This window comes from Modestobacter sp. SSW1-42, from assembly GCF_046635825.1.
Lineage (GTDB): Bacteria > Actinomycetota > Actinomycetes > Mycobacteriales > Geodermatophilaceae > Modestobacter.
On the sequence record NZ_JBISCA010000004.1, the window covers coordinates 353,387 to 379,121 of the forward strand.

Sequence of the window (25,735 nt, forward strand, 5' to 3'; positions counted from 1 at the left end):
GGCCGGGAGGCCCGACACTGGGACGATGCGCTTCCTCGACGTCGACGGTCTCGGTCAGGTCAGCCGGGTGGGCCTGGGCACCTGGCAGTTCGGCTCCCGCGAGTGGGGCTACGGCGACACGTACGCCTCCGGCGGTGCCCGCGACATCGTGCGCCGGGCCCGGGAGCTGGGGGTGACGCTGTTCGACACCGCCGAGGTCTACGGGACGGGGAGGAGCGAGCGGATCCTCGGCGAGGCGCTGGGCGACGAGCGGTCCTCCGTCGTGGTCGCCAGCAAGTTTTTCCCGGTGGCGCCGCTGCCGGCCGTCGTCCGCAACCGGGCCGAGGGCAGCGCCCGCCGGCTGCAGCTCGACCGCATCCCGCTCTACCAGGTGCACTGGCCCAACCCGCTGGTCCCGGACTCGGTGGTGATGCCGGGCCTGCGCGACCTGCTGGACGATGGGCGGATCGGCGCCGTCGGCGTCTCCAACTACTCCCTGGACCGGTGGCGGGCCGCCGACGCCGCGCTGGGCCGCCCGGTCGTCAGCAACCAGGTGCGGTTCTCCCTCGCCTCGGCCGGGCCGCTGGCGGACCTGGTGCCCTTCGCCGAGCGGGAGGGCCGCATGGTCATCGCCTACAGCCCGCTCGCCCAGGGGCTGCTCGGGGGCCGGTACTCCGCCGGGAACCGGCCCGGCGGCGTCCGGGCGACCAACCCGCTGTTCGGCACCGAGAACCTGCACCGCGCGGAGCCGCTGCTGGCCGTGCTGCGCGAGGTCGCCGACGCCCACGACGCGAAGCCTGCTCAGGTGGCGCTGGCCTGGCTGATCAGCCAGCCGCAGGTGGTGGTCATCCCCGGCGCGTCCAGCGTCGAGCAGCTGGAGTCCAACGTCGCGGCCGCCGACCTGGCGCTCACCGACGGCGAGCGGACGGCGCTCACCGCGGCCGCCCGGGCCTTCACGCCGGCCTCGGCGGTGCGCACCGCCGGCGACACGGTCCGCGAGCAGGCCGGGAAGCTGCGGAGCCGGCTCGGCGTCTGAGAGGCGGGCCGTCAGGCCCGGCGGCGCAGCAGGGCGACCGGGGCCGGGGCGGTCACGGCGGGCGCCGGCTGCCCCGCCCGGCGGCGCACGTACAGAGCCAGCCCCACCAGGGCCGCGCTCAGCGCGGCGCCGACCACCACGGGCGGGCGGGACCCGGTGAACCGGGCCCGCATCGGGACCGGGCGGGAGAAGGCGAGCACCGGCCAGCCCCGCTCGGCCGCGGCCTTGCGCAGGCCGCGGTCGGGGTTGACCGCCGTCGGGTGCCCCACGGCGCCGAGCATCGGCAGGTCGGTGACCGAGTCGCTGTAGGCCCAGCAGTCGGCGAGGTCCCAGCCCTGCTCGGCGGCCAGCTCGCGCATCGCCGCGGCCTTGTCCTCCCCGTAGGCGTAGAAGTCCATCTCGCCGGTGTAGACCCCGTCACGGACCACCATCCGGGTGGCCACGACCCGGTCGACGCCGAGCATCTCGCCGATCGGCTCGACCACCTCGGCGCCGCTGCTGGAGACGATGACGATCTCCCGCCCCGCAGCCCGGTGCGCCTCGATCAGGTCGGCGGCCTCGGCGTAGACCAGCGGGTCGACGATCCCGTGCAGCGTCTCCCGCACGATCTGGTGCACCACGGCGACGTCCCAGCCGGTGGTCATGGCCGCGATCTGGCTGCGCATGCGCTCCATCTGGACGGCGTCGGCGCCGGCCAGCGAGAACACGAACTGGGCGTAGGCGCCCTTGAGCGCCGCCCGACGGTTGATCAGGCCGCCCTCGAAGAACGGTCGTCCGAAGGCCAGGGTGCTGGACTTCGCGATGACCGTCTTGTCCAGGTCGAAGAACGCCGCCGCGCGGGTCACGGCCCACACGGTAGGCGGACCGGGTGACGAGGAGGTGTCGCGCACCGCCGTCCACACCCGGACGGGTCGACCACCGGGCCGCGCGTCCGGTCCCGCCGGGCGGCTGCCCGGGACCGCGCCGATCGGCCTGCCCACGTCCCGGAGCCCTCCTCGGGAGCCGGCGCTGGGCGATGATGGGGGCATGTCGCTCGACCTGGCGGTGCTCGAGGCGATCGGACGACACCGCACCGGCTGGACCGACGCCGCCGCGCGCGGGCTCATGGACGCCGGTCAGCCGGCGGGCACCTACGTCCTGGCCGCGGTGACGGCGCTGGCGTTCGCGTGGGCGTGCCGGGCGTGGCGTGCGGTGGCCGCGGCGATGGTCTCCTCCGTCGTCGCGACACTGCTGGCCGAGTGGCTCAAGGAGGTCATCGGCCGGCCCCGCCCGCCCGCCGCTCTGGCGATCGTGCCCGCGGACGGCCCCGCGTTCCCCTCGTCGATCGGTGCCCTCACCGCCGGCGCCGCCGTCCCGCTGGTCCTGTGGGGCCTGCGCCGGGCCGACCGGACCGGACGTGCCGTGGCCGCCCTGCTGGTCGCCGGCACGCTCGCGGTGGGGGTGAGCATGGTCTACCTCGGCGCGCACTGGGTGAGCGACGTCCTCGCCGGCTGGGTGCTCGGCGGGGTGGTCGGCGTCGTCGCCCACCGGGTGTCCCGATGGACACCGGGCCGCCGCACCGCGACCGCTCGCTGACCCCGGGGACACGGCCGGGTGGGCACCCCGGTCCACGGCACCACCGGGGGCCGCCCGGCGCACAGGTCTTCCAGCCCGGGCGCGCGAAGGGGGTCCGCGAGACGGCTTGGGCCAATACGCTCTGCCCGCTGACCCGCCCCACCGCGTCGGGCCAGACCGGTGGGGGAGCGACACAGGAGGCCGTGTGACGTCCGGTGAGAGGCCGTTCTACGACGTGTACGGAGCCGGCGGGCATGCCCAGGTGGTGGTGGACGCGCTCCGGGAGCGCGGCATCGGTGTCCGGCGCATGTACAACGACAGCCCGGCGAACCAGCACCCCGCGAGCCGGGACGTCCTCCCGGGCATCCGCGTGGTGGGGCCCGACGAGTTCCCGTCACTCGACGTCCCGCTCGTGCTGGCCGTCGGCATCAACGGCGAGCGCGCCGAACTCGCCCAGGTCCTCGACGCCGACTTCGGCCAGGCGGTCCACCCGACGGCGATCGTGGCGAGGTCGGCCCGGATCGGTGCGGGGACCGTCGTCCTCGCCGGCGCGATGGTCCAGCCCAACGCCCGCATCGGCCGGCACGTCCTGGTCAACACCGGGGCCAGCGTCGACCACGACTGCGTCATCGGCGACTACGTCCACATCAGTCCGCAGGCGGCGCTCAGCGGGCACGTCACCGTGGGCGAGGGCACGCACATCGGCGTCGGTGCCGTCGTCATCCCCAAGGTCAGGATCGGGCGCTGGTGCAAGATCGGCGCCGGTACGGTCGTCATCGCCGACGTCCCCGACCACGTCACCGCCGTGGGCAACCCGGCGCGGATCCTCCCGGACCGGAGCGGGGAGGTGCCGCCGGACCCGGTCTTCGTCAGCTCCGGGGGCCGACAGCAGGCAGGGCTACGGGTGCCATGACGACCATCGACGAGCAGTACCGGCCGACCGGGGCGCTGCCCGGGGGCGACGGGGGCGGGACGCACGACCTGGTCCTCGTCGGCGCGGGGGCCTCCACGTCCTACGTCCTCATCTCGCTGCTGACCGCGCTCGCCGCCGACCCGCCGCCGCGGCCCCTGCGGATCGCCGTGGTCGAGCAGGCGCCCGACCCGTTCCCCGGCGTCGCCTACGGCAGCCGCGCGGCACGGACCTGCCTGCTCATCACCCCCCTGCGGGAGTTCCTCCCGCCCGAGGAGCTGCGGCTGTTCACCGACTGGCTGTCGGCCAACAGGTCCTGGGTGCTCGACGAGTTCCTCGCCGCCGGTGGGCCGGTGTCCTCCCGGTGGTGGGCGCGCCACCGCGAGGCCGTCGCCCGGGGGGAGTTCGAGGACCTGTTCCTGCCCCGGTACGTCTTCGGTCTCCACCTCACCGAACGGGTCCGGGCGGCCATCGACCTCGCCGAGGAGGCCGGCGCCGCCGACGTCGACGTCGTCCGGGACGAGGTCCTCTCCGTCGAGCCCGACGGACCCGTCCACCGCGTGACCGGCCGGCAGTCCGCCCTGCGCGCCGGCTCGGTGGTCCTGGCGACCGGGTCCTCGCCGGTGGTGCGGCGGCTGTACGACGCCGGGGAGGTGGGCGGCGCCGTGCTGGTCGACCGTCCCTTCGACGACATGCAGGACGCGCTGGACCGGACCCGGGTGGCCATGGAGCGCCGCGCACCCGACGCCGGGCCCCCGCACGTCGTCGTCATCGGCGGCAACGCCGGGACGATGGACGTGCTCTACCAGCTCAACGACCTGCCCGTCGTCACCGAGAAGGGCACTGTGTTCTCGGTGCTCACGCCCGGCGGTGCGCTGCCCGAGCTGCTGGCCGAGCCCAGGACCGGCTTCGTGGCCGCGTGCCTGTCCGAGCTCGGGTCCGCGCCCCAGGTCACGGCGCGGGAGGTGTACGCGGCCGCCCTCGCCGACCTCCAGCGGGGCCGGGACGCCGGGTTCGCGGTGGGTGACACGCTCGCGCCGATCTCCCAGGGCGTGTCCGCCCTGCTGCCACGGTTGTCCGAGGAGCAGACCCTGGAGTTCGCCGGCCACTGGGGTGTCGAGCTGGGCCGCCACCAGCGGCGCGCCGGCTGGGAGTACACCGAGGTGGTCGACGAGCTCTCCCGCGAGGGGCGGATGGCCCTCGTCGCCGGCAGCTTCACCGGCCTGGCCGCCGGGGAGGGGCCGGGGGTGCGGGTCCGGTACTCGCACGGTGGCGTGCCCACGGAGCTCGACCGGCCCGCCGACGTCGTCGTCAACTGCGGCGGCCCCGCCCGGGCCCTGCGCGACGCGACGCCCTCCCTGGTCGCCTCCCTCATCGACCGTGGCGTCGTCCGCGCGACCCGGTACGGCGGCGGCATCGCCGTCGACCGGGACCTGGCGGCCGCACCCGGGTTGTACGTGATGGGGCCGCTGCTCGCGGGCAACATCGTGCACGGACAGCCGGTCTGGCACATGGAGCACTGCGGCCGGATCAGCGCGTACGGTGCCCGGCTCGGGCGCAGCCTGGCGGGCGAGCTCACGACCGCGGCGACCACCACGCCGCCGCGGTGACGCAACGGGCCCCCGCCGTCGTGGCGGGGGCCCGTTCGCGCGCCGGGCTCAGGCGGCGGCGTCGTCCCGCCGGCTGCCGGTGAACAGGTGCATGGTCGGGGCGTCGGTCGCCGAGATGCCCTCACGGCGGAGCACCGTGCGCAGCGTCGCGACCAGCACCTGCAGGTCCAGCCGGGGGCCGAGCCGGTCGACGTACTCGACGTCGGCGGTGAAGCGCTCGTCCCAGCCCAGCAGGTTGCGGCCGCGGACCTGCGCCAGGCCGGTCACGCCGGGTCGCACCTCGTGCCGTCGGGCCTGCTCGGGGGTGTACCGGTCCAGGTACTCGACGAGCAGCGGCCGGGGGCCGACCAGGCTCATGTCGCCGCGGAACACGTTCCACAGCGTGGGCAGCTCGTCGAGGCTGGTGCTGCGCAGCCACGTCCCGAACGGCGTGAGGCGCGCGCCGTCGGTCTCGACCGAGTCGCCGGGCCCGAACGTGCGCATCGTCCGGAACTTGACCAGCTCGAACGGCCGCCCGCCGAGCCCCGGGCGCTGCTGGCGGAAGAGCACCGGCGAGCCGAGGTCCCGCCGCACCGCGACGGCCACCGCGGCCATCACGGGTGCGGTGACGACCAGCCCGACACCGGAGACCACCACGTCGACGGCGCGCTTGACCGGGGGGTAGAGCCGCCGCCTCACCGGTGCCGCTCCAGGAAGTCCCCCAGCGTCTCCAGGACCGTGTCGACCTGGCCCGCGGTCAGCGCCGAGCCGCTGGGGAGCGTGAGCCCCGTCGCGAAGAGCCGGTCGGCGGAGCCGTCGAGGTGGCCCCGGGCGCCGGCGAACAGCGGCTGGCGGTGCATCGGCTTCCACAGCGGCCGGGACTCGATGTCGGCGTCGTCGAGCGCCTGCCGCAGGTCGTCGACGGACCAGCCGGCCACGGCGGGGTCCACCAGCAGCGCGGTCAGCCAGCAGTTGTCGGCCGCGTCGCCGTCGCGCTGGAACACGCGCACCCCCGGGACGCCGTCGACCAGCGCGGCGTAGTGCTCGCGCAGGGCGCGGCGCCGGCCGATCATCTCGTCGAGCCGCTCGAGCTGGGCGAGGCCGAGCGCGGCGAGCAGGTTGCTCAGCCGGTAGTTGTAACCGGCCTCGGTGTGCTCGTAGTGCACCGCAGGCTGGCGGGCCTGCGTGCTGAGGTAGCGGATCCGCTGCGCGGTGGCGGCGTCGTCGGTCAGGAGCATGCCGCCGCCGCTGGTCGTCATGATCTTGTTGCCGTTGAACGACAGGGCGGCCACGGCGCCGAAGGACCCGGCGGGCCGGCCCTGCCAGCTCGACCCCAGCGCCTCCGCCGCGTCGGAGACGACCGGCACGCCGTGGCGGGCGCAGACGGCGTCGATCGCGGTGTAGTCGGCGCAGCGTCCCAGCAGGTCGACCGGGACGACGGCGGTCACCGGCGTCCCCTCCGCCCCGAGCGCGGACAGGGCCGCGTCCAGCAGCGCCGGGGAGAGCACGCCGGTCTCCGGGTCACAGTCGACGAAGACCGGCTCCGCGCCGGTGTAGGTGACGGCGTTCGCGGTGGCGACGAAGGTCATCGTCGGGACGACCACGGCCCGGCCCGGACGGGCACCGAGCTCCAGCAGGGCCAGGTGCAGCGCAGCCGTCCCCGACGACAGGGCCACGGCGTGCTCACGACCGCAGCGCTCGGCGATGCGCTGCTCGAACGCATCGACCATCGGGCCCAGGGGTGCGATCCAGCCGGAGGCGATGGCCGCGGCGACCATCTCCTGCTCCCGGCCGCCCACGTCGGGGGATGAGAGGAGGATCCGCCCCCGGGACCGGACCGGTGCGGCGGTCACAGCCGGACCACGTTGGTGCGCTCGGGCTGCGGGGCGACGTGGTTGAGCGGTTCGGCCGTCCGCGCGGTGCGAGCGGGGTAGCGCGACCCGAGGCTGTCGAGCTCCTCCGGCTGCATGGCCGGCACCGGCACGTGGCTGATCATCGGGTGGAACGGGCGGCTGTCCTGCTCGCCGGTCCCGAACAGCTCCTCGTGCAGCTTCTCGCCCGGCCGCAGGCCGGTCACCCGGACCTCGATCGGCCGGTCCTCGAGGCTGATCAGGTGGGCTGCGACGTCGCCGATGCGCACCGGCGTGCCCATGTCGAGCACCAGCGCCTCCCCGCCGCGGCCGATGGCGCCGGCCTGGACGACCAGCTGGACCGCCTCGGGGATGGTCATGAAGTAGCGGGTCACCTCCGTGTCGGTGATGGTGAGCGGGCCGCCGCGGGCGATCTGGGCGGCGAAGGTCTCCAGCACCGACCCCCGGCTGCCGAGCACGTTGCCGAACCGGACCGACAGGTACCGGCCACTGCCGCCTGCCGCGTACGTCGCGGTCAGCTGCTCGGCCATCCGCTTGGTGCGCCCCAGGACGTTGACCGCGTTCGCGGCCTTGTCGGTCGAGACGTTGATGAAGTGGGTGACCTGGACCGCGGTCGCCGCGGCCAGCACGTTGCGCGTGCCCAGCACGTTGGTCTTCCAGCCCTCGTCCGGGTACTGCTCCAGCATGTTGACGTGCTTGAGCGCGGCGGCGTGGAAGACGACCTCCGGGCGCCGCTCGGCGAACAGCCGGGCGATCGCCTCGCCGTCGCGGATGTCGGCGAGGACGGCCTGCGGCTCGTGCAGCCTGGCCTCGCCGAACATCGTCAGCTGCAGCGCGTGCAGGGCCGACTCGTCGCGGTCGAGCATCAGCAGCTCGCCCGGACCGAACTGCTGGATCTGGCGGCACAGCTCGGAGCCGATCGACCCGCCGGCGCCGGTGACCAGGACCCGCTTGCCGCGCAGGTAGTCGGCGATCTCAGCGACGTCGGTGTCGATCTGCCGGCGGCCCAGCAGGTCCGCGACGTCAATGTCGCGGACGTCGCGGATGCCGACCCGGCGGTTGAAGTACTCCGACATCCGCGGCAGGACCTTCACGGCCAGTCCGGCGTCGTTCGCCCGCTGGGACAGGTCGCGCACCAGCGCGCCACCGGCCGAGGGCAGCGCGATGACGAGGGTCTCGGCGCAGGTCGCCGCGGCGGCCTCCGCCATGCGGTCGCGGCCGCCCATCATCCGCACCCCCCGGATGCGCAGGTGCCGCTTGGCCGGGTCGTCGTCGAGCAGGCCGACGGGCAGGTAGGGGCTGTCGGGGTCGCCGAGCATCGAGCGGACGAGCTGCTCGCCGGCGATCCCGGTGCCGAAGACCAGCGTCCGCTCACCGGACCGGGGCCGGACGGCGCCCTCGCGCTGGCTGCGGATCGCCACCCGGAAGGCCGCCATCATCACGAAGGACAGGACGGCGGCGACGGGCGGGACGCTCAGCGGCAGCAGCCGCGGCGTCCCGACCAGGACGACGACGAGCAGCACGGCCAGCAGGGTCACCCCCACCGCCGTCGCCAGGCTCTTCAGCTCCTCGGCGCTGCCGACGGCGTAGCGGCCCTGGTGCAGGCGGAGGGCCGTCGACGCGACGGGGAAGACGAGGACCGTCAGCGCCATCGCCACGACCAGGCCCCGTGAGTCGATCTGGTCCAGTGCCCCCTCGTACCGGGCGGTGACCGCCAGGACCAGCCCGGCCAGCAGCGATCCCACGTCACCGGCGAGCATCGCCAACCGGATGAGACGCCACCGCAGTGCCGGTTCCTTGTCGGTCATGTCGGCCTTCCTCTCCGGACGGGCGTCGGGGTGCGCCCCGGTCATCGGGTCGTGGGGACGGGGGTCGGTGGGGTGGGGGGTGCTCATGGCTGGTGCGGGGGGGCCGGTGGGACGGGTCCGGCCGGGACCGCCCGTCGGCGCTGCCGGTCGGCGGCGTAGCTCATCGAGCCGGTGGTGGCGACCCGGGCCCGGTGCGGGAGGCGGGTGAGCACGACACCCAGGGCGGGCACCCGGACCCGGGCCACCGCCGCCGCGGCCTCGGCCAGGTGGCCCCGGCGGGTCCTGCCGTAGCGCGCCACCAGCAGGCAGGCGTCGGCCTGCGCGCTGAGCACGGCGGCGTCGACCACCGGGAGCAGGGGCGGGGCGTCGAGCACGACGACGTCCCGGCTCTCGCGCAGGTCCCGGAGCAGGGCCGCCATCGCGGGGGAGCCCAGCAACGCCTCGGGGTCCGCGGGCAGGGCGCCGGCACCGAGGACCGCGAGGCCGGGCCCGTCGCCCCACTGCTGGACGACGTCGGACAGCTGTGCGGCCCCGGTCAGGAGCTCGGTCAGACCCGGGCCGTCGGGCAGCTGGAGCCGGCGCCGGACCTGGGGACGGCGGAGGTCGGCGTCGACCAGGACGACCCGGCCACCGGCCCGGGCGAGGGAGACGGCCAGCTCGGAGGCGACGGTGGTGGCCCCTTCGCCGGGCAGCGCGCCGGCGACCACGACGACCCGGGGGCCGGACTCGCTGCCCAGGTGCCTCAGGTTGACTCGCAGCGCCCGGAACGCCTCGGCGTTCGGGGACTGCCCGCCGGCGCCGGCCGTCAGCGGCTTCCTGGCCAGCTCGCGGTCGGCGAAGACGCGGCCGATGACGGGAGCGCCGGTGGCCTGCTCGACGTCGTCGACCTCGCGGACGGTCCGGTCGAGCCGGCTGCGCACCAGCACCACGGCGATCCCGAGCACCAGGCCGACGGCGGCACCCCGCCACAGGTTGCCCGCCGTGTCCGGGCTGACCGGCGTCGGGTCGAGGTCGGCGGGCTGCAGGACGGTGATCGAGACCACCGGGGAGGTGGCGTTCGCGGGGGCCTCCAGCTCGGAGACCCGCTGGATGAACTGCTGGGCGAGGGCCGTGGCGATCAGCTGCGCGCGTTCGGCCGAGGTGTCGGTGACGACGACGTCGAGCACGACCGTCTCCGGCAGCGGCGTGGCGGCGACCTTGCCGGCCACCTCACGGGCGGTCAGGGGCAGGCCGGTGGCCGCGACGACCCGTTGCGCCAGCTCCTGCGAGGTGAGCACCTCCGCGTAGGAGGCGGTCCGCTGCTGAGAGAAGAGGTTGCCCTCGTACGCGTCCGCGGAGGCGGTCGACCCGCCTGTCCCGACGAACAGCTGCGTCGACGACGCGTAGGTCCGCTCCGCCGTCGCGCTCAGCGCTGCGGCCACCGCCAGCCCCAGCAGGAGGCCGGCCACGACGATGCGGACGTCACGTCGGAGGGTCTGGAGGAGGTCGATCCGGTGCACTCGTCAGCCAATCCCCTGGGGTCCTGGTCGCCCGTGCTCTGTGGCGGGCCCCGACGTCCGGAGGACGTCGGAGTCACGCAAGGTAGGGGTGGAGCGGTGTCGGCAGGGGGGTTTCCGGTACGGCTCCATGACGTCGGACACATGGTCGGCCGCTGATCGGCTGGTCGTATGCGCTGGTGAGCGGCGCGTGTACGGAGCGTGATCGGTTCGGGTGGCGGTCGGCGCCCAGGCGTGTGATCGGGCGAGTACGGGCGTTCGCGGGCCGCTCAATCGGCCTCCTGGCCTCTAGCCTGCGGGCGTGGGCACCGAGACGGGAGAGCGCGAGTGACCGTGACCGACGTCGGTCACCGCCGGACGGTGACCTCGATGGGTGGGCTGGAGGTGGTCCCCGAGCCCCAGTGGGACAGCGTGGTCGCCACGCTCGGTGGGCTGGACACCTACACCAGCGCCGCCTACTCGCGGGCCTCGGCGCTGCTGGAGGTGCCGGGGACCCGCCCGGTGCTGGTGCGCCTGAGGCACCCGGACGGTGACGTGGCGCTGCCCCTGCTGCTGCGGCCACTGCCCGGACGCCCCGGCTGGGACGCCACCACCGCCTACGGCTACGGCGGTCCGGTCTCCCGGTCCGAGCGGGTCCCCGCCGCCCTGGGCCCGGCCCTGGACGCGTGGGCCAGGGGCAACGGCGTGGTGGCCACCTTCCTGCGCCTGCACCCGCTGCTGGGCAACGCGGCCCTGGTCCCGCCGTCGGCCGAGCTCGTGCCGGCCGGCTCCACCGTGGTCTGGGACGTCTCGCCCGGCCGGGACCTCTTCGCCGGCATGCACCCGCACCACCGGCGGGCGGCGCGCCGGGCCGACCGCGAGGGGCTCGAGGTCGTCGTCGACCAGCGGCCGGCCTCCCTGGCCGGGTTCCGGGACCTGTACGTCGCCACCATGCGCCGCCAGCAGGCCGACCCGTTCTTCTACTTCCCGGACGAGTACTGGGCGGCGCTGCTCGCCGAGGCGGCGACGCTGCGCCCGCTCCTGGTCGAGGGCCGGGTCGGGGGCCGGTTGGTGGCGGCGCTGCTGTGCTTCGCGCACGGGTCGTGGCTGCACTACCACCTCGGCGCCTCCGACGAGCTGGCGCGCACGATGGGGGCGTCCAACCGGCTGTTCCTGGCGGCGGCCGAGTGGGCGCAGGCCCGGGGCATGGAGCGGCTGCACCTCGGTGGTGGCCTCGGGGGGTCGGCCACCTCGCCGCTGTTCGTGTTCAAGCACCGCTACGACCCACCGAGCGTGCCGCTGCCCTTCCACGTGGCCAAGCTCGTGCACGACCCGGCCGGCTACCGCGACCTCGCGGGCACCGATGACACCGCGGGGTTCTTCCCGCCGTGGCGGCGCCCCGCCTGACCCGGGGGCCCAGGGGTCAGGACGGCGACACGGGGTCCCGGCGGCCGAGCACGTCGAGCAGCGCTCCGGCGAGGCCGTCGGCGGCCCGGGCCGCGTCCAGCTCCGCACGCACGTCGGGGACGCCGACCACCGCACCGGAGGCGGCGTCCGCGGCGAGCAGGTCGGCCAGCGCCCCGGCGTCCCCGTCGGGCGCCAGCCGGACCAGCGGGGCGTCCCGCAGGCCCTTGACGTCGAAGCCGTAGCACCAGCGCCCGACCGCGGCGGCCTCCAGCGCCACCCGCGGCAGACCCTCCCAGGACGCGGTGTGCAGCAGGGCGGTGGCCCCGCCCAGCGCGGCGGCCACCGGCCCCCGGCCCTCGGCCCGGACGACGCCCTCCAGGCCGCGCGCGGCCACCTGGGCGCGGACGGTCTCGTGCAGCGGGCCGTCACCGAGCATGCGCAGCCGTACGGGCACCCCCCGCTCGAGCAGGCGGCCGACGACGGCGAGCGCGTGCAGCGGGCGTTTGCGGGGGGTCATGTCCCCGGCCCACAGCAGGTCGAGGGTGTCCGAGGCCGGCAGTGGCACGGCCGGCCACTGCGCGAGCGGGACGCCGACGCCGCCGGGGAGCCGGTGCACCCGCCGCGCACCGTGCCCCTCGAACCAGGCCTGGTCGTCGCGGTTGATCGTCACGACGCCGGCCGTCCGCGGCAGCAGGGCGCGCTCGACGGCCTTCCACGGCAGCGCGCGGGCGTCGTCGCGCCCCCAGTGCAGGCCGTGGCAGAAGTAGACGACCGGCGCCGGCAGGCCGGCGGCCCGCACGAGCACCGACGCGGTCGCGGTGTTGGTGACCACGACGTCGTGCCGCTGCGCCGCCGACCAGGCCCGGACGGCGCGGACGGCGGTGCGCACCCGGCGGGAGGGGCGCTGGGTGAAGCCCTCCAGCGGTGTCCAGTCCGGCAGCGACGACGTCGTCCCGCTGGCGGCGGTCACGATGAAGCCGAGCTCGCTGAGCCGGTCGACGATCGGCGGGAAGAAGGCGTCCAGCGTCCGGCCGACGCTGGTCACGAGGCCGACCCGCACGGGCGGGCTCACGGGGGCCGGCCCGGGGCGGCCGTGGTCCCGGCCCCCGGTCACCGCAGGACCCGCTGCTCGACGGTGGCCGTCGCGGCCGGTGCCCGCGACGGGGCGGCCGGGAGAGCCGGCTCCGGGCGGAGCACCCAGGCGACCAGCAGCCAGCCGGCCACCCCCGGCGCCAGGACGTCGATGTCCAGCAGCCGCATGTGGATCGGCGTCGCCAGCATGACGGCGGCCAGCATGCTCAGGCCCCAGAGCGAGGCCGGGTGACCGGGCCGGGGCCACGTGCCGAGCAGGTGCACCACCAGGCCGGTGAGGAGGAAGACCACCAGCACGCCGGCCAGGCCGAAGTCGAAGTAGGCGTCCCCGAACGCCGTGTAGGTGTTGAACGGGAGCGGCATGTCCACGTAACCGGCGAACGGCTGCGGCTCGGGGACGGGCGCGCCCAGGAACTGCAGGACCTTCCCCACGGCGTACACCGACCGGCCCCAGGCCCCGTAGGGGCCGGCGTCGCCGGTGGACTGGTCGACCGCGACGGTGAACGCGCTGATGCTGCCGACCTGGTAGAGCACGGGCTGGACCAGCGCGTCGGGCAGCCAGTCGGCGACCACCAGCCCGGTCGGCACGGCGCCCTTGTCCAGCTGCTGGCCGACGCTGCCGAAGTAGGCCAGCGCCGCCGCGCCGACGGCCGTGGCGAGCACGGTCCCCCGGACCCCGGGGGACAGCACCCGGCGCCGGTGGCGGCGGACGAGGCCGGTGGCCCGCGGCAGCAGGACGAGGAAGAACAAGCTGGTCACGGCCACGGTGAGGGTCGCGGTGCGCGAGGGCGACTGCATGGTGGCGGCGATCGCCAGCGGGACGAGCAGGTACCACCACCAGCGGTGGCACAGCCCGCCGACCACGCCGAGGGCCCCCAGCAGCGGGGCCATCGCCTGCGCGACGCCGACCGGCGCGGGGACCGCCAGGTCGCCGTAGAGCTCCGCCCAGCGCACCAGCTTGGCGTCGACCTCGCTGAAGGGGACACCGAGGACGGCCGAGACCGCCTGGCGGTACTGCCAGGTGCCCCAGGCGACGACGACGAACACGACCACCGTCGCCGTCGCCAGCCGCCCGACGCGCACGGCGCTACGGACCGGTGGGTCGTCGGCCGCGTCCGCCTCCCTCCCGGCCCCCGCCCGGGGCGTGCGGTCGAACAGCAGCGGGACGACGGTCATCGCGGCCAGGCCCAGCAGGATCGCCACCGCGGTCCGCATGCTCGGTTCCTCGAGCTCGATCGGCTCGGCCACCAGCAGCAGCCCGATGAGCGCCCAGAAGGCGAGCGAGACGGTCAGCAGGTGCACCGGCCCCCACCGGCGCCAGCACAGCAGCATCAGCAGCGTCGACCCGACGAGCACCAGCGCCGCCGTCACGACAGCACCTCCACCGTGCCCGGCCGCCACGCCTCGCGGGCCGACAGCCGCAGGCCGCGCCAGCGCACGCGCCACCCCTCCGGTTGCCGGGTCAGCGTGCGGGCGACCACCTCGGCCACCGCGACCAGCAGCGCCGCCGCGGCGGCCGGGCGACCGCCGCGCTTGGCGAAGTAGCGGATCCGGGAGACCCGGAAGACGCAGTAGGAGGTGGCGGCGACCGTGCGCGAACTGCCGCCGCCGGCGTGGCTGCCGTAGCACCGGGTGTCCAGGAGCACCCGGCCCTGCTCCCTGGCCCGGTCGCAGATGTCGACGTCCTCGAAGTAGAGCTCGAAACGCTCGTCGTACCCGCCGAGCCGTTCCAGGAAGGTGCGGGCGGCCATCAGGAACGCGCCGTCCACCTGGGGCACGGGGACCGTGCCGGTGTCCGGCCGCACCGGCTGCACGGACGACGCGGCGCCCAGCACCGCGCGTCGCAGCTCGACGCCGAGCGTCTCCCGGCGCCGGACGTTGCCCAGCGCGCCCCCGGCCTCGCCGGTCAGCCCACCCCCCAGGACCACCCGGTCGTCGGCGGCGCAGACCCCGACCAGCTCGGCCACGCTGCGTTCCAGCAGGACGTCGGGGTTGAGGAAGGTCACCACCGGGTCGTCGGTGGCCCGCATCCCCAGGTTGCAGCCCCGGGCGAAGCCGAGGTTCCCGCCCGCGTCGAGGTAGCGGACCCGCCCGTCGGTGCGGCCGACCACGCGCGCGGTGGCCGGGTCGCTGCTGTTGTCCACGACGACCACCTCGCCCACGGCGGGGTCGCGCAGCAGCGCGGGCAGGCCGCGTTCGAGGTACCCGGCGGACCGGTAGGCCACCAACACGACCGACGTCCGGGTCACCGGGCCTCGCCTCCTCGCAGTGCCGATCTCAGGCTGGTGTGCAGGTACAGGGCCGTCACGACGTAGGCGGCGGTGGAGACGGCGGCGGTCCCGGCGGTGCCGCCGAGCCACGCCCCGGGCAGGTAGCCCGCGGACAGGACGACGGCGAGCACGCCGAAGACCGCCACCGCGGAGTGCCGGCCCAGGGCCTGCAGGGCGCTCAGCGCGACCCTCGAGTAGCCGGCGAAGAGGGCGCCGGGCAGCACGATGAGCACGAGGGGCACCAGGCCCCGGTAGTCCGACAGCGGTCCGAGCGAGAGCACCACGGCGGCTGCGGCGATGCACAGCGCGGCGAGGAGGCCGACGGCGGCGTTGAGCCGGACCGTGCGGGCCAGCTGGGCCGCCCACCGGTCCCCGGTCAGCCGTGCCCGCCCGGAGAAGACCGACAGCGCGAAGGCCTCCGGGACGATCAGGACCAGCTCGGTCAGCGAGAGGGCGATGCCGTAGACGCCGGCGGCCGTGGGACCGAGGACGACCCCGACGACGAGCACGTCGGCCCGGAGCATGACCATCTGGCCGATGCTGCCGACGTTGTTGGCGGTCGCCGAGCGCAGGAACTGCGGCCAGCTGCGGGCCGGGCTCCCGGCGGGGACCTGGGCCACGTGGTCGCGCAGGTGGCGGACCAGCTGGGTGGTCGCGACCCCCAGGCCCGCGACCACCGACAGCGCCCAGGCGGCGTAGACCAACAGCGGGGACCGGGTGGTCGCCAGCACCGCTCCGGCGCCGGCGAGGTAGAGCACGCTCTGCACCACGATCGTCACCTGGTAGGCGCGGTCGCGGCCCAGGCCCTGCAGCACCCGGTTCGCGAACAGCTGGCAGACGATCAACGCGCCGCCCATGAGGGCCCACCCGGTGGTGGCGGCGTCGGAGTGCCCGCCGTCGGCGGCGCCGGGCCGGCCCGTCACGACCAGCACGGCGCCGACCACGGCCAGGGCGCCCGCGAGGCCGGCGACCAGCCGGACACCGTGGCGCAGGGCGCTGCGGTCACCGACGCGCAGGGCCTCGACCACCGGCACGTGGAGGCTGCCGTAGGCGAGCGCGCCGGCCAGGAGCGCGCCGGTCATGAGGAAGGTCAGGACGCCGCGACGCTCGGGGCCGAGCAGGGCGGCGGAGACCAGGGTCAGGACGAAGGTGACGCCGAGCGGCACGACCTGGGCGACGAGCAGGTCGGGGAGGCCGCCGGTCCGCAGGGTGCCGAGCGCCCCGCGGATCCCCCCGGCGGCCCCGGCCGGTACCGCCGCCGGGCCGGTCGGCACCGCCGCGTCCCCGGCCACCGCCGTCGACGACGGGAGCTCCGCGCTCACGACGGCTCCGGCCGGACCGCCGGCAGTGGACCCACCCGGTCCCCGCTCCCGGGCTGCCGGTCGGGCTGTCCGGCGGCGGCCGGCCGCAGGTGCGCGGGGGGTGGCGTGGCGGTGACGGCCCGGTCCGGCGCGTAGGGGACGAGCAGCCGGTGGACCTGCGCGGCGCGGCGCGGCACCCCCGTCAGGACCACGCCCACCAGCCCGGCCGGGGTGTCGGCCAGCGTCCGCGCGGCCTCGGCCAACTGCTCGCGGGAGGTGACCCCGAAGCGGCTCTCCAGCAGGAAACCGTCCGCGACCTCGCCGAAGGCCACGGCGTCGGCCACCGGGGAGAGCGGGGCCGCGGCGACGACGACGACGTCCGCCCGGGCGCGCAGCCCGGTCAGCACGGCGGCGGTGCGCGCGGCCGGGTCCTGCCCGGCGGGACCGGGCGGCGTCGACCCGGCGGTGAGGACGGCCAGCGTCTCGTCGCCCCACGGGCGCAGCGCGTCCTCGAGCGCGGTGGTCCCGGCCAGGACGTCGGCGAGACCGGGACCACCGGTCATTCCGAGCTCCTCGGCCAGGTGCGGGGCGTGCACGTCCGCCTCCACCAGCACAACCCGGCTGCCCTCCTGGGCCAGGGACCGCGCCAGCCGGACGGCCAGCGTGGACCGGGCCCCACCCGCCTCCACCGCGGTCACGACCACCACCCGGGGCGGGGTATCCCCGTGCCCGAACCGCAGGTGGGCGCGCAGGCGGCGCAGCGACGCCGCATCGGGGGCGTCCGTGCGGGTGGGGTCGTGCGCCGGGGAGGAGGGGCCGCCGGGCGCGGGGTCGGCCAGGAGGGCTGCCAACGGCGGGGCGCCCGTGGCCGCGCGGACGTCCTCGGCGCCGGCGACGGTCCGCCGCAGGCGCGCGGGCAGCAGCGCGAGCAGGGCTCCGATCAGCAGGCCGAGCCCGCCTCCGAGGGCGAGGTCGCGGGCGGGGTCGGGGCTGATCGGCCGGGGGTCGGAGGTCGCGGGCTGGACGGTCGCCACCTGCACCGCCGACTCGACGACGCCGGGGGGCTGCTCCAGGGTGGCCACCTGCTCGGTGAACTCGGCGGCGACGGCCTCGGCCAGCTGCCGGGCGCGCTCGGCGGTGCGGTCGGTCACCGTGATCTCGAGGACGACGGTGTCGGGGACCGCCTCGGCGTGGATGCGCGAGCCGACCTCGGCGGGTGTCTCGTCCAGCCGGAGGTCCTCGACGACCCCGCGGACGAGCCGCTCGCTGCCGAGCAGCTCGACGTAGGAGGCCAGCCGCTGCATGGCGAACAGCTCCGCCGCGTGCGCCTGGGGCAGGTCGCCGACCTCGGTGGCGGTGACGAAGACGCTCGTGGTCGACGACCAGGTCGGGCTCGACCGCTCCACGACCAGCGTGGCCAGCACGAGGCCGACGAGGACCCCGAGGACCGGGGACCACCATCGGGCACGCAGCGCCCGTCGCGCGTCCCGCAGTTCCACTACGCCCCCCGTCGTCCATGGGAGTGCCGTGCCCGTGCGGGCCGGCACGGGTCCGGCCCCTGCCGGACCCCCGAGCGGCCACACGGTAACGGCACCGACCAGCTCGGATAACCCCTTTCGGCCCGCCCTCGTGCAGCCCGGTCGCCGGCCGGGCCGGGCGCCACCGGATGACCGCGACCCGGACGGGAGGGCGCTTCGTGACCGTCCACCTGCTCAACGTCACGGCTCGCCATGAGGAGGGGGCATCCAGCCGTGCGGGCAGCCGGGCCGGATCGGGGCAGGGGCACGGCAGGAACGCCTGCGGCCAGAATCCCCGCCGTGCGGAGATGGACGTTCGTGACGCCCGCAGCCGGGACGGTGACCTCGCCGGTCCGCCGGGACACCCTGACCAGGCGCGCGGTGGACGGCCCGGCGGCCGCCCCGACGGACGAGGGGCCGCGTGCGGGCGGCGTGCGGGCGGCGCGGGGGACGCCCCGCCCGGCCCGGTGGGTCGCCGCCCTGGCGTCGCTGGCCGTGGTGGGGAGCTCGGCGGCGTGCGCCGCCGGCCCCCAGGCGGCGACGGAGCCCAGCGGGGCCCTCGTGGTCGTGGTCGGCGGGCGGTCCAACGCGGCGCCGCCGGTGCTGTCCGGCGTCGCCGCCTCGGCCCGGGACCTCGCGGTCCAGCAGCAGTCGGTGTTCTCCCTCGTCGTCGCCGACGGCGCACCCTTCACCGTCGAGCAGGCGGTGCCGCTCACCGCTGACGCCACGGACGCCGGGGCGCGCGCGGAGCAGTACGCCGCCAACCGCGCGCGGATCGACGACGCCGTCACGGGGGCACGGGCGAGGACCCCCGAGAGCGACCTGCTGGCGGCCATCGACCTCGGCGTCCAGACCGTCGGGACGCCGACCGGGGTGCGCACGCTGGTGGTCGTCGACTCCGGCCTGGCCACCGCCGGGGCGCTGGACCTCACCGTGCCGGGGATGCTGGACGCCGACCCGCGTCAGGTCGCCGACACCCTCGCCGACTTCAGCCAGCTCCCGGACCTGCGCGGCTGGTCGGTCGTGCTGCAGGGCCTCGCGGACACCGCGCCTCCGCAGCAACCGCTCGACGCCGCCCGGCGCACGCAGCTCGCCTCGATCTGGACCGCCGTCCTGCAGCGGTCCGGTGCCACCGTCGTGCAGCGCGGTGACGTCCGGTTGGTCGGCGTCCCGGACCCGGCCCTCCCCGCGGTGCGGCCGGTCGCGGTCGACCCGGGCATGCGCTGCACCGGTGAGGTGCTGACGCTGACCGGCGGGCCGCTGGCCTTCCACCCCGGCGAGCCCACGTTGCTGGACGAGGACACGGCGGCGGAGCTGCTGCGCCCTTATGCCGAGCAGCTCATCGCCCGCCCGCGACTCATCGCCGAGGTGTTCGGCACGTCGCCCGCGGTGGGCGAACCCGACGTGGACCGGCAGGTCAGCGAGGACCGGGCGCAGGAGGTGGCGCACGTCCTGATCGACCTCGGCGTGCCGATCCCGCAGCTGCACGTGCTCGGCCTGGGGAGCGACTTCGCCGGCCGGGTGCCCGACCGGGACGCCACCGGGCACCTCCTGCCGGCGGCCGCGGCCCTCAACCGCACCATCCGCATCGACTTCACCGAGCCCGTCGAGTGTGTCTGACATGACCGCCTCCGACGCCCTGCTGCCGCCTCCCCGGATCGCCGTCGGCTCGTCCTACGGGCCGGCGGGAGCCAGCACCCGGGTCCGGGTGCTGGAGTGGCTGCGCTTCCTCGGCCTCGAGGCCGAGGCGGTGCTGCAGTACATGGGCACGCCCAACGTCCGTCCCGGGACGCTGCTGCGCCGTCCCCGGGAGGTGGCGCGGGCCGAGTGGCGGCTGCGCCGGACCGGCCGCGGGCCGGGCTGGGACCGGCTGCTCATCTCCCGCTCCCTGGGCCCGTTCACCCGGGGCCGGGTCGAGGCCGACCTGTTCCGCCGCTCCGGCTGGGGGGTGTTCGACTTCGACGACGCCCTGTTCGCCGACGACCGCGGCGGTGTGCACCGCGTCTTCGGCGAGGCTGCCGGCTGGTCCACGGCCGTGCGGGCGGCGGACCTCGTGATCGCGGGCAACGACCGGCTCGCCGAGGCCGCCGGCCGGCTGAACCCCGAGGTACGGGTCATCCCGAGCTGTGTGCAGCCCGACGCCTACCCGCGGAAGCGGGACTACGCCGTGGGTCAGGTGCCGCGGATCATCTGGGCCGGGTCACCCTCCACCGAGCCCTACCTCGCCCACGTCGCCCCCGCCCTGCTGGAGGTGCACCGGCGCACGGGGGCGCGGCTCACGGTGGTCAGCTCGGGCGACCGGTCGCTGGGCGACCTGGAGGTCATGGCCGACCGGGTGGCGTGGGCCGGCCGGGAGACCGACGCCCTCCTCGCCTCGTCCGACTGCGGGATCATGCCGCTGCCCGACACCCCCTTCACCCGGGGCAAGTGCGCCTACAAGCTGCTGCAGTACGGCGCGGCCGGGCTGCCCTCGGTGGCCACCCCGGTGGGTGTCAACGCCCAGGTCCTGGACCAGTTCGGCGCGCCCGCGGCCACGGGCACCGACGAGTGGGTGGACGCCCTGCTGGCCGTCCTCCAGGAACCGGAGTCCGCCCGGCGGGCGCGCGGCGACGCCGCCCGCCGGGCGGTCGAGGAGCACTACAGCTACGCGGCGTGGCGCAGCAGGTTCCTCGATGCGCTGCACCTGCCGGCCGGGACGGGGCCCGAGGTCCCGGCGGGCGCCGCGGACGCGGCGAGCGGGCCGGGCGGAGGGCCGTGAGCCCGGAGCACGGGAGCGCAGCAGGCCGGGCGGCGGTGCCGACCGTCCAGGGCACGTCCGCACAGCCGGCCGACCCGGATCGCCAGGACGGGGCGGGACCGCGCGCGGGAGGGAGCCGGCCGCCCGCGCGACGCGTGCTCGTGCGCGCCGCGGTCGCCGTGGTGGTCGCCGTCCTGGCCGGGACCGGCCTGTTCGTCCTCACCGGCGGCCCGGGGGAGGAGGGGGGCCAGCCCCCGCCGTCCGCGGCCACGTCGTCGGCCCCGCCGCCTGTCGGCGCACGCGGCACCGCCGCGCCCCCGCCGCCGGGCGCGGTCGACGTCCGGACCTTCGGTGCCACCGGCGACGGCGTGACCGACGACGCCCCCGCGCTGCGGCGGGCGCTGGCCGAGGCGACGGCGGTGCACGTGCCCGCCGGCACCTACCTCCTGGGCTCCTACGCCACCCCCCGGGACGACGTCATCGGGGCGGACTTCGTGTTCCACCTGCGGGACGGGCAGCGCGTCACCGCCGACCCGGGCGCCGTCCTGGTCATGGCCGACGGCGTCATCGCCGCCTCGAGCGCCGAGTGGGGCGGGAACGTGTTCCTCGGCGACTCGGTCAGCGACGTGCGGATCTCCGGGCTGACGGTCGACCTCAACGGCTCGGGCAACCTGGTCCCCGCCGGCCGCACCATCACCGGGTACGGCCTCTACCTCTACCGGGCGCAGGACGTGGGACTCGACGGCGTCACCATGCGCGACACCCCGGGGCAGAACTACGTCGTCGCCCAGGACGGCGGCAGCAGGATCACGGTCCGGGACTCGACGTTCCTCAACGGCGGCACGTCGATACCCGGCAACCGACACCAGGACGACTTCTCGGCGCTCTACTTCACCGCCTCCGACGTCACCGTCGAACGGATCGTCGTCGACCACGACCAGCAGCCCGTCGGGTTCAGCGGTGGGGTCGAGCTGCACGGCGCGCGCCAGAGCGTCACCGACAGCGTCGTCCACGACAGCTGGCCGGCCGTCTACATCGGCCCCGACGTCGCGTCGGACCTGCGGTTGCAGGACGACGTCACCGTCTCCGGCAACCGGTTCCTCGACTGCGGCCGCGGGGTGGTGTTCAACGCGCTGGGCACCGGGGCCATCGCGGACGTCGAGATCGCCGACAACGAGTTCCGGATGGCCGCGTTCGCCGCCTTCGAGGGAGAGCCCACCCGCGCCGTCGACCAGGACATGCCCCCCGACGGCAACTGGACGTACCACCACCTCATCACCGGGCTGACCGTCCGCGGCAACACCGTCACCGGGGACGGGGCGTGGAGCGACGCCGTGGTGCGCCTCTCGCAGGTCCACGGGGCGACGATCACGGGCAACCGCCTCGACGACGTGGTCGGGTCGGCCTTCGTGCTCTACAGCTCACCGTGGGACACGACCGACGTCGTGTTCGCCGGCAACGCCGTCACGTGGCGACTCAGCCGCGGGGCGCCGCTGATGGCGCTGTCCTTCGACGGCAGCTCCACGACCCCGGCGCGCGAGGCGTTCGACGCCCGGGCGATCACCCTCGCGGACAACGACGTCCGCGTCACCGGGGACGGTGACGGGTCCTGCGCCGTGTACGCGGAGTGGCCGGCCGCCGCCGAGGTCCAGGACGTCGAGGTGCGCGACAACGAGCTGGAGGGGGTCGACGAGGAGCGGTGCGGCCCCCAGGCCGACGAGCTGGCCGCCGGCTCCTGACCTGCGTCCGGCAGCGACGTCCCTGGTCGCGCGGCGCGCCGGCGGGCATCCGGTGCCGCGTGGATCCGCGGCGAGCCGCCCGCCGGCGGGTCAGCCGCCGGTCGCGGCGGGCTCCGGTGCGAGCCGGTGGACCACCCAGTCGCGGCCACGGGCGTGGTCGGTGAACCGCGGGAAGGCGGCGAAGACCGTGTCGTGCACGGGGTGGACGTAGACCACCCAGGCCGGGTCCGGGTCGCCCCGGCGCGCGTCGCACAGCGACCGCAGGACCAGGTCGAGCGTGGTGGCGCCGAAGGGGTTGAACATCGTGACGACGAGCGGTCCCGACGGCAGCGGCTCGGTCGCCGCGTCCCCGTGCACCACCCGGACCTCCGGTGCGGCGCCGGGTGCGGCGCGGCGGCTCCAGCGCCGGACGTTCTCCCGTGCCTCGGCGGCCAGGCTCTCGTCGAGCTCCACGCCGAGCACCCGGCCGAAGCCGGCCTCCGCGGCCAGCAGCAGTGCCCGTCCCCGTCCTGCGCCGAGGTCGACCAGGGTGCTGCCGGGCCGGTCGACCGGGACGGTGGCCAGCGCCTCGCCCAGCGGACGCAACCCGATGGGCTGGTAGAAGATCGGGTCGCCGCCGACCGAGCGGGCGGCCACGTGCGCCTCGTTGCGCACGAACCCACGGGTGCGGGTGCCGCGCCGCAGGTCGAAGGCCAGTTCGCGGCCGAGGGCCGCCGGGATCCCCGTCAGTTCGCGGGCCAGCCGCTGGGCCTCGGCGGCGAGGCCCCTGCTCCCGGTGTCCCCCCAGGCGGTGGCCAGCCGTCGTGTGGCCTGCCTGGTCTTCCACAGCGCGGTGGAGATCACGGGGTCTCCCGTCGGGTGCGGACGCCGTCCTGGCGAGCTAAGCGGCTGCGCGCACCGGCGTCAACGGCCCCGGGCGTGGCGGGGGGCGGCGGGGGGACCGGTGGCTCCCCGCGGGCGCGGGCCGCTGTTGTCGGGGTGACCGGTGCAGGGGATCATGGTGCGCAACCGACCGTCCTCCCGGTTGGCACGCGACCGAGGAGCCGCCGTGACCACCGCTCTCGTCCTGGGGCTGATCTGGCTCGGGCTCACCGGTGTGCTCTGCATCGTGGTCGGCCGGGCCATCCGCGCTGCCGACCGCACGGACGACGTGGGCTCCCGGGCCGCGCGGCGGTCCCGCAGCCGGACCACCGGCGGGTCGGCCGGCGCGGTGCCCGCCGCGGACCCCGCGCCGTCCGTCGACGAGCTGGAGCACTGGTACCGCACGGGCTCGGCACCTGGCGACCGCCGCCGCGACCCCTCCGACGATGGTCCGGAGGACGCTCGCTGAACCGGCGTCGCCGCGCTCAGGCCGCCGGGCCCCGCACGGCCCGCCCGAGGGCCCGACCGAGGATGACCAGGTCCAGGCGCAGCGACCACTCCCGCACGTAACGGTCGACCGCCGAGCCCGGCGCGCCCGTGGACACCGGGTCGAGCGGACCCGGGTCGACCAGGCCGGGCCGCAGCGCCACCCGCGCGAGGGTCGTGGGCGTCCGCCGGCCGTCCGTCGGCGTGCTCGCGCGGGGACCCACCAGGGACATCTCGCCCCGCAGCACGTTGACCAGCTGGGGGAGCTCGTCCAGGCAGGCGACCCGCAGCAGCGCGCCGCACGGTCCGGTGACCGGGCCGCCCGGGCCGGTGGTGCGGAACCGCAGCTGGTGGAACGGCCGTCCCCACTGGCCCAGCCGCAGGTCGCGGCGGAGGACCGGACCGTCGTCGTGGCGCCACAGGGCCACGGCCAGCAGGGCCATCCACGGTGCGGCGAGCAGCAGCAGGACGGCGGCCACCGAGCGGTCCAGGACGGTCTTGGCGAGGGGGAGCGGTTGGGGCGAGTCGAGGCCGTGGGAGACGGTCAGGGACACGTGGTCCTCCCGGGGTGGGCGGGGTGCACGGGGTGCGGGGACGGCGGTGCGACCGCTGTCGTGCGCAGGGTGCGGACGGCTGGAGACCCGTCCGGCGGCGAGGTCGACCGGCTGTCCTGGACGGGCAGCCGCACGACGGGGTCCGGCGGTGGCTCGACGGCCACGACCGGCCGGGTGTGGCGGGGTCGCGTACGGCGGCCGCTCAGCCCGGCCGCGTGGCGGGGTCGTCCTCCCGGCCGGTCGCCCGGGTCTCCGCAGCGGCCAGCACCCGGACGTCCCGGGCGGTCCCGTCGGCGGCTCGGGCGCCGGCGGTCAGGACGGCGGAGAGGTCACCCGGGCGCACCCGCTCGCCCGACCCGGACGCCCCCGGGCTGCATCCGCCGGCGCCGGCGTTGGCCGGCGTCACCGGCGACGGCAGCGCGGGCGGAGGCGGTGGCGCCTCGGGTGCGCCGGGAGACGGCGTGGCGACCGGGGCCGGCGTGGCGACGGGGGCGGGGGCCGGCGGCGGGTCCGTGGTGCGCGGCTCGCCCGACGTGGCCGGACGCCGCCCGGTGCCGGCCCCCGCGCTGTCCGGCACGGTCGACGGGCGAGTGGGGTGACAGGCGAGGGCGGTGACGACCGGTCGTGGACCGGCGCGGTGCGGTGTCGCGCTCGCGGCGTCGCCGGTCGGCAGCGGACCGGCCGTTGGCCGGCCGATCGCCTGCGGGAGCGGCGTGCTGCCGGGCGTGGCCGCACGAGCGGCGTTGCCGCCGGCGGAGGGGGGGCCGGCGGGGAGGAGGCCGGCGGTGGGGGTGCCGGCGGTGGGGGTGCCCGCGGTCGTGCTCGGCTCCGGTGCGGTGTCGGTGTCGGTGTCCGTGTCCGTGTCCTCGGCGACCGGGGGCACGGCACCGGCAGCCGGGCACGAGCCGGCCGGCGACTCCCCGGTGGGCGACGCTGCAGCCGGGGCGGCGGCGTCCGCTGCGGCAGCCTGGAGTCCGCGGGTGGGGGCGGCCGGGCAGGACGCGCCGGGCGTCGGTGCAGCGGGGACCGGATCGCTCGGGAGTGGCGGGGTGGTGGCCCCGGTGCCGGTGGCCGCGGTCCCCGCGACGGGCGGCGTCGCCGGAGACGGCGACGGGGTCGGGGTCGGGGTCGGGGTCGAGGTCGGGGCCGGGGCCTGTACAGGGGCCGGGGCCGGGGCCTGGACCGGGCTGGGGGCCGGGGTCGGAGTGGGCAGCGGGGTCGGGGCCGGAGCGGGGGCTGGAGCGGGTGACGGAATGGGGGCTGGGGCTGGGGCTGGGGCCGGCGCCGGGGTGGGGGTCGGGGTCGGCACCGGCGTCGGTGTCGGTGTCGGGCCGACGGGCGCTGGGCCGGGTTCCGGGACCGGCTCGGGCTCGGCTGCGGGAGGGGGAGTGGGGGCGGGCTCCGGTGCCGGCTCGGGCGCGGACCCGGGCTCGACCGCGGGAGCGGGTTCGGGCTCGTCCTCGGGTGTGGTCTGCGGGACGGACTCGGGCATGGCCACGCCCTCGGTGGCGCGCGGCTCCTCGGCGTCCACCGGGACGGGCGACGGGGC

Annotated in this window: 22 protein-coding genes; 9 read left to right on the forward strand and 13 right to left on the reverse strand. The window is 76.4% G+C overall.

The annotated features are described in order from the left end of the window. The first annotated feature begins 25 nt into the window (after window positions 1-25). On the forward strand, window positions 26-1,015 hold the full coding sequence (locus ACGBYP_RS16000) for an aldo/keto reductase (protein ID WP_411585688.1): 990 nt from the start codon (window positions 26-28) through the stop codon (window positions 1,013-1,015). A gap of 11 nt (window positions 1,016-1,026) precedes the next feature. Here ACGBYP_RS16000 and ACGBYP_RS16005 read toward each other — a convergent pair whose 3' ends face one another. Next, complete coding sequence (locus ACGBYP_RS16005; protein WP_411585690.1) at window positions 1,027-1,860, reverse strand: HAD family hydrolase; 834 nt, start codon at window positions 1,858-1,860, stop codon at window positions 1,027-1,029. A gap of 181 nt (window positions 1,861-2,041) precedes the next feature. Here ACGBYP_RS16005 and ACGBYP_RS16010 point away from each other — a divergent pair, with 181 nt between their 5' ends. The 3 genes from ACGBYP_RS16010 to ACGBYP_RS16020 all read left to right on the forward strand — a co-directional run bounded on the left by ACGBYP_RS16010 (window position 2,042) and on the right by ACGBYP_RS16020 (window position 5,089). Further along, window positions 2,042-2,590 carry a phosphatase PAP2 family protein gene (locus ACGBYP_RS16010; RefSeq protein WP_411585692.1) on the forward strand — a complete coding sequence of 183 codons (549 nt, stop codon included), beginning with the start codon at window positions 2,042-2,044 and terminating at the stop codon, window positions 2,588-2,590. A gap of 184 nt (window positions 2,591-2,774) precedes the next feature. Beyond that, a complete protein-coding gene (locus tag ACGBYP_RS16015) occupies window positions 2,775-3,482 on the forward strand; it encodes an acetyltransferase (protein WP_411585693.1) in 708 nt (235 codons plus the stop codon). Further along, window positions 3,479-5,089, forward strand: a complete 1,611-nt coding sequence (locus tag ACGBYP_RS16020; RefSeq protein WP_411585695.1) for an FAD/NAD(P)-binding protein — start codon at window positions 3,479-3,481, stop codon at window positions 5,087-5,089. The genes ACGBYP_RS16015 and ACGBYP_RS16020 overlap by 4 nt, the downstream gene beginning before the upstream one ends. A 48-nt stretch (window positions 5,090-5,137) precedes the next feature. Here the strand turns inward: ACGBYP_RS16020 and ACGBYP_RS16025 are convergent, their stop codons facing one another. From ACGBYP_RS16025 to ACGBYP_RS16040, 4 genes are read right to left on the reverse strand one after another with little or no spacing between them, the layout of a single operon-like run. Beyond that, entirely contained in the window at window positions 5,138-5,767 is a 630-nt protein-coding gene (locus tag ACGBYP_RS16025) for a sugar transferase (RefSeq protein ID WP_411585697.1), read from the reverse strand. Further along, entirely contained in the window at window positions 5,764-6,921 is a 1,158-nt protein-coding gene (locus tag ACGBYP_RS16030; protein ID WP_411585699.1) for a DegT/DnrJ/EryC1/StrS family aminotransferase, read from the reverse strand. Before ACGBYP_RS16030 ends, ACGBYP_RS16025 begins: the two co-directional genes overlap by 4 nt. Then, window positions 6,918-8,834 carry a polysaccharide biosynthesis protein gene (locus ACGBYP_RS16035; protein WP_411585700.1) on the reverse strand — a complete coding sequence of 639 codons (1,917 nt, stop codon included), beginning with the start codon at window positions 8,832-8,834 and terminating at the stop codon, window positions 6,918-6,920. The genes ACGBYP_RS16030 and ACGBYP_RS16035 overlap by 4 nt, the downstream gene beginning before the upstream one ends. Further along, on the reverse strand, window positions 8,831-10,246 hold the full coding sequence (locus ACGBYP_RS16040; protein ID WP_411585701.1) for a polysaccharide biosynthesis tyrosine autokinase: 1,416 nt from the start codon (window positions 10,244-10,246) through the stop codon (window positions 8,831-8,833). The genes ACGBYP_RS16035 and ACGBYP_RS16040 overlap by 4 nt, the downstream gene beginning before the upstream one ends. A gap of 324 nt (window positions 10,247-10,570) precedes the next feature. Between ACGBYP_RS16040 and ACGBYP_RS16045 the strand changes: the two genes are divergently transcribed. Beyond that, window positions 10,571-11,629 (forward strand): GNAT family N-acetyltransferase, encoded by a 1,059-nt coding sequence (locus ACGBYP_RS16045; RefSeq protein WP_411585702.1) that lies wholly within the window; start codon window positions 10,571-10,573, stop codon window positions 11,627-11,629. Window positions 11,630-11,645: 16 nt separating this feature from the next. Here ACGBYP_RS16045 and ACGBYP_RS16050 read toward each other — a convergent pair whose 3' ends face one another. The 5 genes from ACGBYP_RS16050 to ACGBYP_RS16070 form a co-directional block, all read right to left on the reverse strand. Beyond that, window positions 11,646-12,674, reverse strand: coding sequence for a glycosyltransferase (locus ACGBYP_RS16050; protein ID WP_411585703.1), 1,029 nt, complete (start codon window positions 12,672-12,674; stop codon window positions 11,646-11,648). 65 nt (window positions 12,675-12,739) lie between these two features. Further along, window positions 12,740-14,092 (reverse strand): O-antigen polymerase, encoded by a 1,353-nt coding sequence (locus ACGBYP_RS16055; protein ID WP_411585705.1) that lies wholly within the window; start codon window positions 14,090-14,092, stop codon window positions 12,740-12,742. After that, window positions 14,089-14,970, reverse strand: coding sequence for a glycosyltransferase (locus ACGBYP_RS16060; protein WP_411585707.1), 882 nt, complete (start codon window positions 14,968-14,970; stop codon window positions 14,089-14,091). Before ACGBYP_RS16060 ends, ACGBYP_RS16055 begins: the two co-directional genes overlap by 4 nt. Next, window positions 14,967-16,313, reverse strand: coding sequence for a lipopolysaccharide biosynthesis protein (locus tag ACGBYP_RS16065; RefSeq protein ID WP_411585708.1), 1,347 nt, complete (start codon window positions 16,311-16,313; stop codon window positions 14,967-14,969). The genes ACGBYP_RS16060 and ACGBYP_RS16065 overlap by 4 nt, the downstream gene beginning before the upstream one ends. Then, window positions 16,310-17,791, reverse strand: coding sequence for a hypothetical protein (locus ACGBYP_RS16070; RefSeq protein ID WP_411585710.1), 1,482 nt, complete (start codon window positions 17,789-17,791; stop codon window positions 16,310-16,312). The genes ACGBYP_RS16065 and ACGBYP_RS16070 overlap by 4 nt, the downstream gene beginning before the upstream one ends. Window positions 17,792-18,127: 336 nt before the next feature. Between ACGBYP_RS16070 and ACGBYP_RS16075 the strand changes: the two genes are divergently transcribed. From ACGBYP_RS16075 to ACGBYP_RS16085, 3 genes are all read left to right on the forward strand, one after another. After that, window positions 18,128-19,429 carry an OmpA family protein gene (locus tag ACGBYP_RS16075; protein WP_411585711.1) on the forward strand — a complete coding sequence of 434 codons (1,302 nt, stop codon included), beginning with the start codon at window positions 18,128-18,130 and terminating at the stop codon, window positions 19,427-19,429. 1 nt (window position 19,430) lies between these two features. Then, window positions 19,431-20,567, forward strand: a complete 1,137-nt coding sequence (locus ACGBYP_RS16080) for a glycosyltransferase (RefSeq protein ID WP_411585713.1) — start codon at window positions 19,431-19,433, stop codon at window positions 20,565-20,567. Between the two features lie 140 nt (window positions 20,568-20,707). Further along, window positions 20,708-22,285 carry a glycosyl hydrolase family 28-related protein gene (locus ACGBYP_RS16085; RefSeq protein WP_411585714.1) on the forward strand — a complete coding sequence of 526 codons (1,578 nt, stop codon included), beginning with the start codon at window positions 20,708-20,710 and terminating at the stop codon, window positions 22,283-22,285. Window positions 22,286-22,375: 90 nt separating this feature from the next. On the opposite strand, the gene ACGBYP_RS16090 is transcribed toward ACGBYP_RS16085, so the two are convergent. Beyond that, a complete protein-coding gene (locus ACGBYP_RS16090; protein WP_411585716.1) occupies window positions 22,376-23,128 on the reverse strand; it encodes a methyltransferase domain-containing protein in 753 nt (250 codons plus the stop codon). Window positions 23,129-23,333: 205 nt separating this feature from the next. Here ACGBYP_RS16090 and ACGBYP_RS16095 point away from each other — a divergent pair, with 205 nt between their 5' ends. Beyond that, window positions 23,334-23,615, forward strand: coding sequence for a hypothetical protein (locus ACGBYP_RS16095; RefSeq protein ID WP_411585718.1), 282 nt, complete (start codon window positions 23,334-23,336; stop codon window positions 23,613-23,615). Window positions 23,616-23,631: 16 nt separating this feature from the next. Here ACGBYP_RS16095 and ACGBYP_RS16100 read toward each other — a convergent pair whose 3' ends face one another. Then, a complete protein-coding gene (locus ACGBYP_RS16100) occupies window positions 23,632-24,186 on the reverse strand; it encodes a sugar transferase (protein ID WP_411585720.1) in 555 nt (184 codons plus the stop codon). A 202-nt stretch (window positions 24,187-24,388) separates the two neighbouring features. After that, window positions 24,389-24,592, reverse strand: a complete 204-nt coding sequence (locus tag ACGBYP_RS16105) for a hypothetical protein (protein ID WP_411585722.1) — start codon at window positions 24,590-24,592, stop codon at window positions 24,389-24,391. Window positions 24,593-25,735: the final 1,143 nt, after the last annotated feature.